Source organism: Vibrio fortis (assembly GCF_024347475.1).
GTDB classification, from domain to species: Bacteria; Pseudomonadota; Gammaproteobacteria; order Enterobacterales; family Vibrionaceae; genus Vibrio; species Vibrio fortis.
Window position 1 is genome coordinate 562,019 of the sequence record NZ_AP025488.1, and the last position, 15,780, is coordinate 577,798.

The 15,780-nt window shown below is 44.5% G+C and carries 10 protein-coding genes; 4 read left to right on the forward strand and 6 right to left on the reverse strand.

Going from position 1 to position 15,780, the window contains the following annotated elements:
• Positions 1 to 44: 44 nt before the first annotated feature.
• From OCV50_RS17145 to glgX, 3 genes are all read right to left on the reverse strand, one after another.
• The gene (locus OCV50_RS17145; protein WP_261905221.1) at positions 45 to 782 is read right to left on the reverse strand and encodes a tRNA (adenine(22)-N(1))-methyltransferase; all 738 of its coding nucleotides are present in this window, start codon (positions 780 to 782) and stop codon (positions 45 to 47) included.
• 134 nt (positions 783 to 916) lie between these two features.
• Positions 917 to 2,674 (reverse strand): sensor domain-containing diguanylate cyclase, encoded by a 1,758-nt coding sequence (locus tag OCV50_RS17150; protein ID WP_261905222.1) that lies wholly within the window; start codon positions 2,672 to 2,674, stop codon positions 917 to 919.
• Between the two features lie 249 nt (positions 2,675 to 2,923).
• Entirely contained in the window at positions 2,924 to 4,900 is a 1,977-nt protein-coding gene (gene glgX, locus OCV50_RS17155) for a glycogen debranching protein GlgX (protein ID WP_261905048.1), read from the reverse strand.
• A gap of 434 nt (positions 4,901 to 5,334) precedes the next feature.
• Between glgX and OCV50_RS17160 the strand changes: the two genes are divergently transcribed.
• From OCV50_RS17160 to OCV50_RS17170, 3 genes are all read left to right on the forward strand, one after another.
• Positions 5,335 to 6,675, forward strand: coding sequence for a carbohydrate porin (locus tag OCV50_RS17160; RefSeq protein WP_261905049.1), 1,341 nt, complete (start codon positions 5,335 to 5,337; stop codon positions 6,673 to 6,675).
• Positions 6,676 to 6,755: 80 nt separating this feature from the next.
• On the forward strand, positions 6,756 to 7,622 hold the full coding sequence (locus OCV50_RS17165) for a MalM family protein (protein WP_261905050.1): 867 nt from the start codon (positions 6,756 to 6,758) through the stop codon (positions 7,620 to 7,622).
• Positions 7,623 to 7,684: 62 nt separating this feature from the next.
• Positions 7,685 to 8,380, forward strand: coding sequence for an alpha/beta hydrolase (locus tag OCV50_RS17170; RefSeq protein ID WP_261905051.1), 696 nt, complete (start codon positions 7,685 to 7,687; stop codon positions 8,378 to 8,380).
• 201 nt (positions 8,381 to 8,581) lie between these two features.
• Here OCV50_RS17170 and OCV50_RS17175 read toward each other — a convergent pair whose 3' ends face one another.
• The 3 genes from OCV50_RS17175 to OCV50_RS17185 all read right to left on the reverse strand — a co-directional run bounded on the left by OCV50_RS17175 (position 8,582) and on the right by OCV50_RS17185 (position 14,615).
• Positions 8,582 to 11,359, reverse strand: a complete 2,778-nt coding sequence (locus OCV50_RS17175) for an amylo-alpha-1,6-glucosidase (protein ID WP_261905052.1) — start codon at positions 11,357 to 11,359, stop codon at positions 8,582 to 8,584.
• A gap of 78 nt (positions 11,360 to 11,437) precedes the next feature.
• The gene (malE, locus tag OCV50_RS17180; RefSeq protein ID WP_239839572.1) at positions 11,438 to 12,616 is read right to left on the reverse strand and encodes a maltose/maltodextrin ABC transporter substrate-binding protein MalE; all 1,179 of its coding nucleotides are present in this window, start codon (positions 12,614 to 12,616) and stop codon (positions 11,438 to 11,440) included.
• Between the two features lie 367 nt (positions 12,617 to 12,983).
• Entirely contained in the window at positions 12,984 to 14,615 is a 1,632-nt protein-coding gene (locus OCV50_RS17185; protein WP_261905053.1) for a glycoside hydrolase family 13 protein, read from the reverse strand.
• A 195-nt stretch (positions 14,616 to 14,810) separates the two neighbouring features.
• Here OCV50_RS17185 and OCV50_RS17190 point away from each other — a divergent pair, with 195 nt between their 5' ends.
• On the forward strand, positions 14,811 to 15,728 hold the full coding sequence (locus OCV50_RS17190; protein ID WP_261905054.1) for a LysR family transcriptional regulator: 918 nt from the start codon (positions 14,811 to 14,813) through the stop codon (positions 15,726 to 15,728).
• Positions 15,729 to 15,780: the final 52 nt, after the last annotated feature.

The following is a 15,780-nucleotide window of genomic DNA, read 5'->3' on the forward strand; positions in this document are numbered from 1 at the left end:
TCCAATCGGCTTTTTCTTTGTTTTTGGTATCTGGCTCTAGCGACTTAAACGGCTTGGTAGTGCTCTATGATATGGGCGACGGAGTTAGGTTTACCTTGTTTCTCTAACCCATAAGAAATGCGTTGATAGTGTGCCAGCGTACGTTGTTTATATTGTTCGATAACACGCTTATCTTGTTCGCTGTTCGCTAGCCAAATCTTGTTGCCGACTGCTGATACCTTATCGGTTGGCGAGTAAGTATGTGCTAACTCACTACAATCTGGTTGATAAGAAACATGCAATATTTCGTAAAAGCGTCGGTTCTCTTCTACGAGCTTTTCATCGATCATCGCGAAATCACCTTTCCCGAGATATTCACGCAACTCAAACAGTTGATGTACCGGACACAACAGAAAATCAAAGGACATATTCGGGTTATTTGAAATGACCGCCTCGATTAACGTTTGGGTTAGTTCTCCCCCAACACCTGCAATCACAACCAAGTGGCGATCGCTGTACTGATTAAGCGGCAACTGACCGACATCCATGCAGTGCACATGCCAGTGCTGTGAGATGTGATTATCTCGGTTTGCCAACTGATCAGGAGAAAAATGTTGAGTAAGGGTTGCTTCGAGCTCCGCCATTAGATCAGGAACAATATCGACAAAATGGATGTGTTCCGCTTTTTGCGCCATCAACAGGTGTATACCGAGATGACCGTGGTCGCAGCAGCAATCCCATATGTGGTCATAGGGTTTGGTGATTAGATCACTGATGGATTGAAGTCGATGACTAAGCTTTATCATGAATGGTATCTGTTTATTGAGCGAACTGTTTTCTTAGAAGTGAAAGAACTAACTGGAAGGGCATTGTAGTCGGTTTTAGAAAAAACAAAAGCACCGAACGAGGTGCTTTTGTGTTTGCTTGTTTTACCAATCTATGCGGCGGCAATAGAGACAGGATCAGCGACCGATTGAGTTTTGAAATAGCCCTCAACGCGGTTTCTACCGAGTTGTTGAGCAATCACTTTGGCTTGTTCGGCGAGCGCTAATGCAGATTCCGATTCCCCCTCTAGTGAAGAAAATCCAATACTGACACTGGTTGAAAGATCAATATCTGGTGTTCTTAGGGGATCCGAAGCAATGCTTGCCCTACACTGGTCTAGTTGGAGCTTTGCGTCGTTTTCATCGTTGGCCTTAAACAGAATCGCAAACTCCTTTCCACCGATACGCGCTAAGCTCAAACTCTTGGGTTTTGGAAAATGGGAGCGAATCGCTTCTGCCGTGTGTTTGATTAAACGATCCCCAACAGCGTCGCCATACGCGTTGTTAAGATGCTCGAAATGATCAATGTCCAAAAGAGCAACAAACGTATCCGGCTCATTGAGATGAGACGACAAGGCGGTATTGAAGTTGTTCTTGTTGTCGAGTTGGGTCATGAGGTCTTTGCAACTGAGTTGATGATGCAGCAACAGGTTCGCTAAAGAGGTTTCGGCTGCTCGTCTAATCATTCGCAGAATAGAACGATTAATTGGTAGCGCACTATTAATGTAGAGTACGGCTAACAGCTGATTGCGTGAATGCAGTGGGATACAGTAGTGGCGCTGAGTGATTTTAAGGCTACGAGCGAGTGAGTCAGCATATTGGCCATTTCGATAGATCAAACTGCTAGGTTGAAAGTTCTGTGCCAGTGTTTGGTTGGTGTGAACTACGCTCTTGTTTCCATGGTAATCAAGTGTGCTAAAGGTATGGTTGTTGGAGTCGTAAAGACAAAACTGAATGCCGCTGTTGTAGCTGAAACTGCCAATGACAGATTTGAGTTGGCGTTTGAAACTGGCAATATCGTCCACCTGATTAAGCAATGAAAGTGCGTGGTTAAGTCGATGAATCAGATAGTTAGCGACGACCCAAAGCAGTAGCAACGACCCAAGAATGATCGCGGTTAAGGTAAACTGATGGGAGTTTGTGAGTATATCTTGACGATCGGTACCAGCAATAAACACCCAGTTGAAGCTGTTGTTCGCGTCATAAACTGAGACTTTAAAGTGGTCTTGATAGTAGTACTCATGTTGACCAGATGTCTCGCCTTGCGAGAGCTGATGACTGATCCCTGCATGGTAACTGACGGATTTAGTCCCAATGCGCGTTGGATCAGGGTGGAATATCAGCCTTTCCGTTGCACGGTCGATGACAAACAGATACCCATTGCTCAATGTTTTTAAGTCACGTAAGCCTTGAGTGGTGTGTAATAGGTCGAATTCAATCCATATCTCTTGGGGACGATCTGAAATGGTGTGTTTGACAGCAAATACCCAGCGACCATCGGTTTTCTGGTATACCGACGAGATATAAAAATCGTCCGTTATGCTATCAATCTTACTCCATTTGAGTTGATTGAGTGTAGATGAAGGCAGCGATAAACCACGACTCGAAAAGTACTGATGCGTGTCTAAATGGTATAAAACGATATCGGAGAAGTTCGGGGTGCGTTTGAGGATGTTCTCGCTCAAATTGATGAAAGCGCTCTTTGAGGCGGCGTGTCCCTGTTTTAAGCTGGTTTCGAGAAGGTAAAGTTTGCCAAAAGTCGCTTCGATATTGGAACGGATGATAGAGTTACCAATCCGGATATTCGATGCGGATTGCTCTCTTGCAGACTCCTCCATCCGCTCGAGTTGTGCAGCCGCTAAATAGATCATTCCCCCTGTTAGTATGATGATATAAGGTTTGAAAAGACGAATTAGTGTTTTAGGTAAAGCCATGATATCCAAAGACGTTATAGATTCATTTTTATAGTGGCAGCATACTAAACAGTTTTCTTAATCACATCAATGCAAATGATTCCATATAAATAAAACGAATTTGTGATATTCACCGAATAAAAAAACCAGCTATAAACATAGCTGGTTTTTATATAAACCGGTCTTATATTGAGCGAAAGACTAGGGTTAATCGCAATTCTCTTTGTCAGGCGCAGTAAAATGCAAAATAGCCATTGAAGTGGGTGAGAGCAGCATTTCACCTTCAGCAGAGCCCGGTTTCACATTGTGAGAGTTGGTATCACAAATCGTTACCCAGTTCTGTTCTCTGTCGGATGGCAATTTGAAGCGGGCTGGGGCATTGGTTTGGTTGATCAGGTAGATCATCTCATCACCTTCGTCACCGATACCCAGGTGGAGAGCCACCGAACTCAAGCGGTTCCAGTCATCATGTTCCATTAGCGTGCCATCAACACGACTCCAAAAGATTCGGTTAGAGTTGCGCTGTTCTCCGCTAAAAGCTTTTATGAACGGCACCATATACTCTTGGCGAGCTGCGACCATATCAGACAGCCACTGCTTGAAGTCGGATTTTCGCTCACTAGGCTCCCAGTTTAACCAGCTTGTCTCACTGTCTTGGCAATATGCGTTGTTGTTGCCCTTTTGGGTATGAGAGAGCACATCGGCCGTTAATACATGCGGAATACCAAACGCGAACAGCAAGCTCGACATGAAGTTGCGTTTCTGCTTTTCACGAGTATCGATGACCAAAGGGTTTTCAGTCTCACCTTCAACACCGTAGTTTTCAGAACGGTTGTCACCGTGGCCATCACGGTTGTTTTCTCCATTCTCTTCATTGTGCTTATGCTTGTATGAAACAAGATCTTGCATGGTGAAGCCATCATGATAAGTGATGTAATTCACTGTGAGCTTGTATGGCCAATGAGCAGCACTGTAGATGTCACGAGACCCCATAAGGCGCGTTGCAAACTCTTTTAAGTAGCCTTGATCACCGCGCCAGAAGCTGCGAGTGATATCGCGTAGTTTGTCGTTACATTCATTCCAACCAAGTGGGAAATTACCAACTTGATAACCGTTCGGCCCAATGTCCCATGGTTCAGCAATCAGTTTGGTTTCTTTTAATACTGGGTCTTGAGCTACGGCTTTGAAGAAGGCGGCATCAGGGCTGTATTGATCGCCTTGGCGGCCTAAGGTTGCGGCTAGGTCAAAGCGGAAACCATCCACCTTAAATTCCGTTACCCAGTAGCGTAGCGTATCCATCACTAAGTTGAGTGATGCTTGATAAGTCAGGTCAACGGTATTACCACAGCCAGTAAAGTTTGCGTAGTGACAGCCGTGCTTGATGTAATGACGGTGATCGAGCGCTTTTAGGTTAAAGGTGCAGCTACCTTCACCTCCCTCCGCTGTGTGGTTGTAGACCACATCAAGGATCACTTCAATCCCGTTACGATGAAGTTCACGGATAGCGGTTTTAAGCTCTGTCACGGCGTCTTTTTCTGCGTAACGAGGGTCTGGTGCCATAAACAGGTATGGGTTGTAACCCCAGTAGTTCACTTTACCCATATCTAGAAGATGCGGTTCGTGCATGCAGGCAGCTATCGGTAAAAGTTGCAGAGAGTTGATGTTCTGTTCTTTATAAAAGGCGAGCATCTCTGGGCTAACCAGGCCCATGTAGCGGCCTTTATCGCTGCTTTCTACTTCTGGATGAAGGTTGGTGAGGCCTTTTACGTGAGTTTCGAATAAGACGGTCTCTTCGCGGCAAATCTTAGGGCCTTCGATACCTTGCCAATCAAATTTGTCGTCTGTCACGACACACTTTGCCATACCGAAACTCTTTTCCGGCGTATAAGGTGTTTGATAGTGCAATGGTTCACTTAATGCCTTGCCATAAGGGTCAGAGAGAAGCAGAGAGCCCTCTTCTGTTTCAGCAATGAAGCCATACTTTTGACCTGCAGACACACCTTCAATAAACGTGTACTTAATACCGGCGTATTCGCTTTCTAATTTATAAGTGACAAATTCATCGTTCTCATCAAAGAGCGCGAGAGAGAGATTTGGACAGTCAGGGGAATAAATAGAGAAGTTACAGCCAGTGTCATCTAGGGTTGCACCGAGTGGATATGGGCGTCCGAGCGTTCTAGTCATTGCTTTATTTCTTATTCGTTAAACAGCTTTGGTGAACTATTAGTAAAAAGCTTTGTCTCTGTAAGGTCAAGCAACTTCAAGAAGAATTTATTGTTAAAAAAATAATTTACCGATTAAGTTCAAACAATATATTTGAGCTGGATCTCATTTGATATGAATAATTAGATCTGTGTGCTGTCTACTCCTCCTATATTAAGTGATCTAACTCTTCTAAACACCATTCTGTATAATTTCTACTCCCTTCTCATCCCCCTTAATTTAGTTAGGGGTGGAGGAAGTCAAACTAGTGCGCCCCCCTTAATATTGACCCCGTTGAAACGAATCAGGGGAAACCCTAAACCTCTCTATCTTACGTCCGCCATTACTGCCTTTGGCTGTCGCAAGAGAGCAAAAATATAAAACCTAAAAATAAATCGTCCTTAATGGAGTTAAGAATGAAAAAAGTAAGTTTGATTGCTGCTGCAGTGACTACAGCACTAATGGCTGGCGCGGCATACGCTGAGAGTGAAGTTGCACTTGATGTAACAAGTGGTGACTCGGCAATGGAAGTAGAGGTAAAAAACCCTACTGAAGTTTTAGCTGATGGTTGGGAAGTTCATGGTTATATGTCTTCAAACTACCGCTTGATTGATGGAAATACAGATGCAACGACCTTTAATAAAGGTGATTACCATGTAGCTGGTTCTTCTGCGACTAGTGAGAGCACAAACCAAGTTGAGTTTGTTATCAAAAAGCATACTGAATACGGTAATGGTGTATGGTCTAACTATAATGTAAGAGCTGAATATGGTAACGGTAACTCTTACGCTTACTCTTCTTCAGGTAACCAAAAGAATAACACAGACTCTCAATTTGAGATCAAAGAGGCGTTTGTTGAGATTGGTGCGCTGCCTTACTTAGGTTCTGACTCTGTTGTTTGGGCTGGTCAACGATTCCTAAACCGTTCTGCGGGTATTCTATCTGGTGAATTCTGGAAGCAATCTTCGGGTGTTGGTGCTGGTTTCGAAACTAAATTAGCGGGTCATAAGTTTGGTGTTGCTGCAGTATCTGCCGATCCAAAAGCAACAGTTAACGACACTACCAAAGATCGTCAAACACGTACTTCACTTGACTTGTACTACTATGGTGTAGATGCAGGTATTGGTAGCTTAGATTTTGATGCGAAATTTATGAAGCAAGACCGAGTGACAGGTAGTGCTGCAGATGAAGCTGAATCGGGTGTAGGTGTTTCTGTAACTCTTAACTCAAGCTACTACGGTTTAGATGGTTGGGCTCAGACAGGTATCGCATACGGTACTGGTATGGCAACAAACCGCGGTGTTAACTTCGGTGAGTGGAATGAGAATTTCAAAGAAGATGATAAGTCTCTATTCATCACATCTTATGGTGTATTGAATATTTCTGATAATCTACAACTAGGTACTGAATTTACTCATTGGGAAATGATGGAAATCGGCGCATGGGGTCTAGATGACGGCGGTTCTCGTACTATGTTTGCTGCTCGCCCTTCATACAAAATCAATGATAACTTCCGTTTCGAAGTTACAGCATCTTACTCAATCGAGAAAGCTGAGCAATGGCACGCAGAAGATGGTTCTTGGGTTTTCGTAGAAGCTGCGCCTATCTTTACAGTTAACGCTGATTACTTCGGTCGTCCGCAAATCAAACCTTATGTAGCATACATGACGGCTCTAGAAGACGGTGTAGGCAACAAAGGTATCGATGGTTCGAAAGATGAAACTGTCGTGGGTGTTCACGCAGAAATCTGGTTCTAAACCATTTATAGTAAAGGGCAGCCGGTTGGCTGCCTTTTTCCGTTTCCCCCTACTAACAACCAATAGTGAGAGAGATTACAATGACAAATAAAAGCTCCATGTTAGCCGTTTTACTAGGTGCCTTGCTAAGCGGTTGTGCTTCAGATGCTCAAGTACAAACACAATTAACGCCCCCAACTAATGCAGAAGTATGCTGCAGCGATTTTTCGCAATTTCCATACGCCCAACTTAATGATAATGAAGATTTAAAATTTGATATCGACTTAGGCTCGCCGGTCGGTACCTTTACAACAGGCAACAGCCATTTTGCTGCGTTTCGATTCAGCGATCGTTCTGCAGAGATGCTAGTGACACTGTCTAGCCTGATGATTGATGACTCGGTATTTGCACCTGAAGCGATACTACTGGATGAAAATTTCCAACCAGTGAAAACAGTGAAGTTTGAAGACTTTAAAGTTCGTGCATCAGATGCCTTTACACGTACAAGCTATATTGAGCGCCTGCATATTGATGCAAGCAAAACACCGTTTTTGGTTATCTACACCCCAGCTGATGAACTCGGAAAGCAGATAAAAGTTGACCATCCTGCCAAGGTACGTGCTAAAGAGTTTGGTGAAGTGATGCCGATGGTGACCGATCTGGTTTATACTAATCAACTTGGTGGTCGCCTAGAGCTAGAAGTAGAGACGCTTAAGCTTCGCCCTTACCGCGCTCAACCTGTTGTAGCGCCGGCTGCAGTAGCTGCCGCGCCAGTCGTTGCTGAAACGAAAAAGCCGACAACGCAAATCCGAGTTCAGCAAGAAACTCAAGACTTCTACATCTCTGCAATTCAAAATGCAGTGAAATCGGGCGATGTGCCGAAAGCGCTAAGCTTGCTAGATGAGGCAAAAGCACTGAATGTCGAAGGGGCACAAGAAGCCTTTGTACGAGCAGTCAACGCCAAATAATTAAATACAGATAGCGCCTAATACTGGCGCTATTTTTTTGTCTAGAGTTAACGGTTTTTGGTATGACACAAATAGAACAAGACGACCTACTATTAATAGAGGCGTTCCCCATGCCTCAGTTGAAGCGCACGCGCACCTTACGAATTCATCTCCCTTACGATTACAAAACATCCGATAAACGTTATCCAGTGCTCTATATGCACGACGGTCAAAATGTGTTTGATGAGATCACGGCGACTTACGGCATGTGTTGGCAGGCGAAAACGACACTGGATGAAATGCAACAGCAAGGTGAAACGGATGGCATCATTTTAGTGGCCATCGACAGTAGTGACGAGCTCGATAAAATGGGGCGTTACAATGAGTATTCCCCTTGGAAAGCCACGAGACAGATCAGTGAGTTTGGTATTCCAGATGAATTCTGCGAGTTTGGTGGTGAAGGGGATGACTACGTCGACTTTATTGTTGATACATTAAAGCCATACATTGATCTCAATTACCGAACGCAACCGCAACGTAGCACGACGTATTTGGCTGGGAGCTCAATGGGAGGGCTGATCAGTTTATATGGTGGCGGAAAACACCAACATGCTTTTGGCGCGCTTGGCGTGTTCTCCCCTGCGTTTTGGTTTAACCACGGCGAATATTTTAATTATACCTCTGGCTTGGAGTTTGAACTTCCCGTTAAGATTTATATGGATATGGGGCAAATGAAAAGCGAGACGATACGAATGTCGACTTTGCTAAAGTGTATTTAGATGGCTCTCGTTCTATAAATGATCTTTTATTAAATAAAGACAATGTTTCTCTTATTTATATGGAAGCAGAGGGGCATGAACATAATGAAATCGCTTGGGCGAAACGCTTTCCCGATTTTATTCGATTTATTGTGAACCAATAAGAAAATGCCTGAACAATATAGTTTTATGAAACACTTGTTCAGGCTTTTTTATTACTTATTAATCTTTAGCTACTGCTAACTCCTGATTTTCCCTTTTACTGCGCAAATAATCTTGATTCAGAATACTATTATGGGCAATGGAAAACTCTGGCATCGCAAATTCAAGCCCTTCTAATAATTCATAATTTGGTTGATTATGAATAGTGATCACCGCCTTAGCGTTGTTTGCTGTGACTTCGCCACTCTCTTGGTTGATCGTGATCTCTAGATCGATCGCAAGTGGAGACCGAATTTCTGCGTATTGTCCATTATTGATATCTAAGGTTAAAACCAGTTCGATATCAGACATCGCTTCAGACTCTTCACTCGATGTGAGAATGTAACGTGCGACCTCATCGTTTAATGAATAACTCAGGACAACTTGTTTACTTTTCCCGTAAGGTAGCGATGCATCAAATTGCGTCCACTGCTGAGGCAGTTTAGGTGCAATATTGATGCGGTTATCTAGCAGTTGAGGGCGGTAGCCTAGGTAATCTTGCTGAGCGTTTCTCGCGTACTCTGATACCGACCAAGCCTGTGCAAAGGTGCCAGATTCAACCAACTTGTTATTGTCATGTTGGTAAGCATCTAAGTTTTCACTCATAGTGCCACGGCAGCCTTGATTCAGGATCTGCTTGGCAAGGTTCTTAGACAGTTGGTAGCTAAAGTCTTGTTGCTTGTATCGAGTTAACGCCGTAACGGTAAAGCCGGCATTCCAGCCCCAGATCGTTCCATTGTGATAGGCCGCATCTTTATGATATTGGCTTTGGTTATCATGATAGGGGTGGAAGTCTACATGTTGTTGCTGCAGAGAACAGATACCCCAAGGGAACAGCAACTTATCGACTGCATTTTTTACGATCTGTTGCTCAATGTCAGGCGTAGTCAGAGATTCTTGCTGCGGAATTGATATGGTCATGAGCTGGTTTGGCCTAGCGCTATAGTCAGGCTTATCGCCATCGGTTAGGTGATCCGCTAAACAACGTTGCTCTGAGTTCCAAAATTGATTGATGAAGCTCTGTTTGACTTGGGCTGCTCGCGCTTGCCAGTGCTGTTTGCTCTCATCATCACCAACCAGTTCCGCTAAGGCCATCGCACAATGCAGGCTCTCAAACCAAAGTGCTTGAATATCATTGGCTTTTGGCCCTCTTGGTGACCATGGGATCGCACCGTCGATTTTAGCATCCATCCAGGTATCAGGGTGGCGGTGGCTCATCAGTCCATCTTGCGCAAGGTAGTGTTTTTCAACCCCGGAGATAAAACGCTTTAAAGCTGGATAGATGGCTTTAGCAAAAGCTTCATCGCCGGAATAGTTAATGTACTCCAGTGCCTCGCGAATCATCCACGGCGTGCCATCTGTGGTGTTATAGATGATATTGGTTTTACTGGTGACTCGGTTTGGAATTCGGCCAAAGTTAACCGAAGACTCGTCGGTCATCTGCATTGCGGCAAAGTTCTCAATAATGGCTTTCGCTTCTTCGAATAAACCGTTAACCAGACTGGTACCAGATAGCGCGATAAAAGTATCTCGCCCCCAACAATCTTTAAACCAAGGTAAACCAGCCCAAATACCCGTACCAAATTCGTGACTGACAAAAGTGCGACTGGCTAAACGCGCCCACATCACCGCTTTGTTGTATTCAACATCATTGGTCCACAAGTAGTTGTTACATAAGAAGTGATAGTTCGATTGTTGATGACTGACGAGTGCACTTTTTTCCGCTGCGTTCTTAGCCATGTTTTGAGCGTCGGAAAGTTGATGAGCAAAACTCAAATACACCACTAACTCTGTTTGTTCTTCCTGGGTTGAGAACAGCAGGTTAAGGTTATTTGAAGAGAGATGCATCGGCTCTGCAATGGTACGGGCATGCTGTGCTGAAAGTTCCTGAACGTGTACTGGGCGATTGGCAATCAGCGAGACAAACTTAGGGCACCCTTCAGGACAAATTTGGTCATCCAACTCTAGGATAATGTGATCGGCGGATTGATGAACCTGAACATAGTGACTTGGGATATTGAGCTCAGGTAGCAGACTCAATGTCTGTTGCGTATCGCTTTTTACGGAAAGGGCGATCTGTCTTTTCTGTTGCATCAAGCTTAAGCAATCTTGGCTCGATGAGTAGTGATGTTCCAGCCCGTAAGGCATCAAAGACGCTTGTTTAGCTTGAGTTTTGTCATTGATAACCTGATTGATGAAGCTAGCAAAACCTCCAAACAGCCAGCCTTGATGATGGCGATATTTGCCGCTGTTTACAAAAGTGTGGGTGGTGCCGTGATAGTAGCCATCAACGTTGTCGCCAAACACGAAAGTAAACGGGGTTGCCTCGGTAATTGCGAGTTGTGCAAATAGTTCATCGGCTTCTAACGCGAAGCTAGGCTTTTTCCACTCTTGTTGCTGAGCTTCGGCCGCCTTCAATGCAATATCAATAGTAGGTCTTTGTATCTCTGCTTCTGACTTCTGCTCACCTTGTTCTATGGTCATGGCAGGAGTGCTGGATGTGAAATCAATGGTCACTGTATAGTGGCCTGCGGCTTGTGGCGTGAATAGAAGGTCGTTCCCAATGCCTTGAGTGTTAACCAGTGATAACGCTTCTTCTAGGGCACATTCTGTGGCTTTGGTTGAGTGGCCTGATAGTGTCCATTGCTTGGTGCCATCGAGGTCTGAGATTTTGAAGCGGTATTGATCTGTCGAGAGGCATAACGTGGCTTGAAGCGTATGATCGTCGATTACTGAAAGTGGGGTGTCGAGTCCCCAGCCATTAAATGTACCTTTTAGGTAGAGTGTTGGGATTTGCATAGAATGAAGGTTCCAAAACAAAAAAAGGCACAGCAAACTGCTGTGCCAAAGGACATAGGATATTAATTATGGAATGGTTTACTTAGTAATTTGTTTTGCTGCTGTGTCTAGGGCTTCGCGCACGGTTTGTTTGCCTTGCATAGCGTTATCAATCGCCGCGCCCTCAGCGAACCAGTAAGCGGTCATTTGTGGGATGTTTGGCATGATTTCGCCGTTTTCTGCGTTAGTCATTGTCGACTTGATACGCTCATCACTCTCAAGAATTTTTTGGAATGACTTCAGTGTTACCGCACCAAGAGGCTTGTCATCGTTCATGATTTTTAGCGCTTCGTCTTGGAATAGGTAGTTTTCTAAGAACTCAACCGCTAGGTCTGTGTTCGGGCTCGAAGCGTTGATACCTGCACTTAGGATACCTACGAATGGGTTACCTTTACCGCCGTTCAGTGTTGGCAGTTCAGCAACGCCGTAGTTTACGCCTAGTTTGTCTAGGTTACCCCAAGACCAAGGGCCATTGATGGTCATCGCGACTTCACCTTTAGTGAACTCAGCTTCTGACACAGAGTAATCCATGTTTGGATCAACAACGCCTTGGTTAACCATGTCCACTAGGAATTGTAGGCCGCGGACACCTGCAGCGTTGTTCACGCCTGTGCTTTTCGCATCGTAGCCAGTTGCTGTTTTCTCAAATGCAAATGCACCACCTGCTGAGATCATTGGCCATGTGAAGTAGGCGTTTTTCACGTCCCACATGATGGCTTTTTTGTTCTGCTTCGCCATCTCTTTTTGAATGCTAGCAAGCTCTTCCCAAGTTTTTGGCGGCGTTGGTAGTAGGTCTTTGTTGTAAATAAGAGAAGGTGCTTCGATAGCTAATGGGTACCCCACCACTTTACCGTTTACTGTTACGGCATCCCAGCTGAAGTCTACAAGCTTATCTTTAAACTCTTTGCTTGGGTTTAGCTCGTGAAGTAGGCCCGCTTCCGCGTAGCCACCAAAACGGTCGTGTGCCCAGAAAATGATGTCTGGACCGCCACCTGTTGCAGCGTGTTGCTGGAATTTCGCTTCTAGAGAATCAGGGTATTGAACTTTAATCGCAACACCTGTGTCTTCTTCAAATTGTTTACCGATTTCAGCAAGGCCAGCGTAGCTCTTGTCGCCGTTGATCCAGATTGTGATTTCGCCTTCTTCCATTGCAATAGCAGGTGCATTACATAGAGCAGCAAGAGTACAGATTGAAAGTGTTTTTAATAGAGGTTTCATAGTCTTGTTCCATATTAAGAAGGTTATCCGTAACGGGAAACGCTTCTACCAGTTCTTATTATCTGCTGAAAATAATATCGACTAATTTAGCCTTTGAGAAATAGGTAAATGCACGCTTGATATAGTAAAAAACTATAGCAAAACTGATATGGCGCTGTTTTACAGGGAACAGCCATGGTTTTGTGAAGTGGTGCGTATAGAGAAATGTGAAGGCGGGCTCAAACTATTTTGGCCTGATGAGGCCCCTAAAAAGCTAAGCGTTAGGTTGCTTAGGTTGAGATGGGGAAAGTTGCGTAGGATAGATGAATTAGGGCAATAAAAAAGGCAAGGAGAACCTTGCCTTTGGTGTGATGAGGTCAACGCATGGTTACAGTTTCACAGCGAATGATTCATACGGTGCCAGTTCAAGTTTAGCTGACAACTCAGTGACCGATTGATAGTTATTGATTAGACAATCAAGTGTCTGAGTTTGGTATTGCTCAGGCATATCCAGTGTTAGGTTGTCGTTTGAGAAGTTACAAACCACAAACAGCTTTTCGCCATCCAGTTCTCTGACGTAAGCAAAGACTTGGTCATGCTCTTCAAATACCGGTGTGAATGAACCATAAACGATAGCAGGGTGTGCTTTGCGTAGCTTAATCAGTTTTTGGTAATGGAAGAAGATTGAGTTTGGATCGCTTAGTGCACTCTCTACGTTAATTTCTGGGAAATTCGGGTTAAGTTCGATCCAAGGCGTCCCTTCGGTAAATCCACCATTAGGTTTGCTGTCCCAGTGCATCGGCGTTCTGGCGTTGTCACGGCTGTTTTCGTGAATCGCGCCCATCATGTGTTCGTGAGTTACACCCGCTTCTGTTTTTACTTTGTAGAAGTTGTGAGTCTCGATGTCTTTGTACTGCTCTAGCGTATCAAAGGCGACGTTGGTCATGCCGATCTCTTCACCTTGGTAGATGTAAGGTGTTCCCTTAAGGAAATGCAGGCATGTAGCGAGCATTTTCGCTGACTCAACGCGATATTGCTTGTCGTCGCCATACTTTGAAACTAAGCGTGGCAAGTCGTGGTTGTTCCAAAATAGCGAGTTCCAGCCGTCATCAGCCAGTTCAACCTGCCATTTGGTCAATACATTCTTGAATTCACGCAGGTCGAGCGGGATTGGGTTCCACTTGTCACCGTTTTCCCATGTAAGAGTGATGTGCTCGAACTGGAACACCATTGAAAGCTCGTCGCGATCTTGTGCGCTGTATAGCTTAGCGATTTCAGGTGTTGCTCCCCAAGTTTCACCAACGGTAAGTAGGTCTTTATTACCAAAAGTCGCTTGGTTCATCTGCTTCAATAGCGAATGAAGACGCGGACCGTTGCCAGTAATGCCTTTATCAATCTCCTTACCGATCAGATCAATAACATCAAGACGGAAGCCCCCAATACCTAGGTCAATCCACCAGTTCATCATCTGGTGGACTTCTTCTTGTACTTTAGGGTTCTCCCAGTTTAGGTCAGGCTGACGCTTTGAGAATAGATGGAAGTAGTACTGCTGCGTTTGCTCGTCCCACTGCCATGCGCTGCCTCCAAAAATCGATTGTTGGTCATCTGGTGCACTACCGTCTGGCTTTGCATCACGCCAGATGTAGTAGTCACGGTACGGATTGTCTTTTGAAGAGCGAGCCTGTTCGAACCAACGATGTTCATCAGACGTGTGGTTAACCACAAGATCCATGACAATCTTAATATCACGTTTCTTCGCTTCATCCATCAAACGCTTCATGTCTTCCATGCTACCGAACTCTTCAGCGATCGCTTGGTAGTCTGAAATGTCATAACCGTTATCATCCATTGGAGATTGATAAACTGGTGATAACCAAATGACATTAATACCAAGTAGTTTCAGGTAATCCAGTTTACTGATGATGCCGTTTAGGTCACCAATACCGTCGTTGTTCGAGTCTAAAAAGCTGCGAGGGTAGATTTGGTAGACTACCGCGTCATGCCACCATTTTTGTTCCATTGTACGATCTCACTTATTCATTTCACTTTCGCCACTATAGAGATTTCGCTCGCCTGTGGGAAATAGTGAGAATAGTGCTCTCTATAGAAAAATCCTATATCATTAACATTTGAGGCGTGATCCAGTCTTAGGGCATTAAAACTGTTGAATTTCTAACCTCGCATTTTGTGATCCGATGCAAATTAAGAGAAGACGATGAACAAACTCTACCGATATTTTTTGATGGTGGCACATACAGGCAGCATTAAAGGCGCTGCGGAAAAGCTTAATATCAGTCAACCGTCACTCACCGCTGCGATCAAGAAACTTGAGAATGATATCGGTGTGCCAATCTTTATTCGAAAGTCAAAAGGGGTCGAGCTTACCGAGTACGGGTTACTTTTCCGTGAACACGCGCAAGAGCAACAAGAGAAGCACCTTTCGTTAATGCACCGCTTTACCGATATGCAGCAGCGCCAACTCGGTAAGTTAAAGTTGGGAACAGGTGAGGCCTGGTGGGAACAGTTTGTTCGAGATGCAGTGGCAACCTACAAAGAGCAAGAGCCATCGGGTTCACTTCATCTTGAGTTCGGCAATAACCTCTCTTTGATGCATCACTTGGTGCAAGGCGATATCGATCTGTTTGTTGGACACGAAATCTATGGTTTGCATGAACGATGCAAGGTGACCTTTTACCCGCTATTTAGAGACAAAGAAGCGATGTTTGTCAGAGCGGGTCATCCGTTGTTGGCGCGCAAGAAGTTGAACTTTGATGCTTTAGAAAAAGAGTCTGAAAACTACCCTATTTTGAGGGTAACCCCAGACCATTCAAGGCATAATTCTGTGTTAAGTGATCATATTAATTCTCAAATCATGACCAAAGAGAGCGAACATTTGGGGCGAGATATTTACGATGTGGACTCTCTATCGGCCAGTATCGATCTGTTGAAAATGACCGATGCGGTTATGCCATACAGCCACACTATGTGCCAGTGGATGGAACAGCAGGGTGTTGAAACTCTGTTGGTGAACAACGAACGTCTTGGTAATGTTGGGTTGTATGCTAAGCAGGGCGTGAAAGATAAAAAGATCGAAGCGTTTATCGAGATTCTACAGCAACACTCTTACTCATGAATCTGAGTTTCAATGAACCTGAGCTTCGAATCCTGTTCTTAAACGAGTAGAA

What these genes read in the sequence shown, in the direction of transcription:
- OCV50_RS17150 (WP_261905222.1), bottom strand. Translation starts at nt 2,674, where the DNA reads ATGATCTATTTAGCGGCTGCACAACTCGAGCGGATGGAGGAGTCTGCA.
- glgX (WP_261905048.1), bottom strand. Translation starts at nt 4,900, where the DNA reads ATGACTAGAACGCTCGGACGCCCATATCCACTCGGTGCAACCCTAGAT.
- OCV50_RS17160 (WP_261905049.1), top strand. Translation starts at nt 5,335, where the DNA reads ATGAAAAAAGTAAGTTTGATTGCTGCTGCAGTGACTACAGCACTAATG.
- OCV50_RS17165 (WP_261905050.1), top strand. Translation starts at nt 6,756, where the DNA reads ATGACAAATAAAAGCTCCATGTTAGCCGTTTTACTAGGTGCCTTGCTA.
- OCV50_RS17170 (WP_261905051.1), top strand. Translation starts at nt 7,685, where the DNA reads ATGACACAAATAGAACAAGACGACCTACTATTAATAGAGGCGTTCCCC.
- OCV50_RS17175 (WP_261905052.1), bottom strand. Translation starts at nt 11,359, where the DNA reads ATGCAAATCCCAACACTCTACCTAAAAGGTACATTTAATGGCTGGGGA.
- malE (WP_239839572.1), bottom strand. Translation starts at nt 12,616, where the DNA reads ATGAAACCTCTATTAAAAACACTTTCAATCTGTACTCTTGCTGCTCTA.
- OCV50_RS17185 (WP_261905053.1), bottom strand. Translation starts at nt 14,615, where the DNA reads ATGGAACAAAAATGGTGGCATGACGCGGTAGTCTACCAAATCTACCCT.
- OCV50_RS17190 (WP_261905054.1), top strand. Translation starts at nt 14,811, where the DNA reads ATGAACAAACTCTACCGATATTTTTTGATGGTGGCACATACAGGCAGC.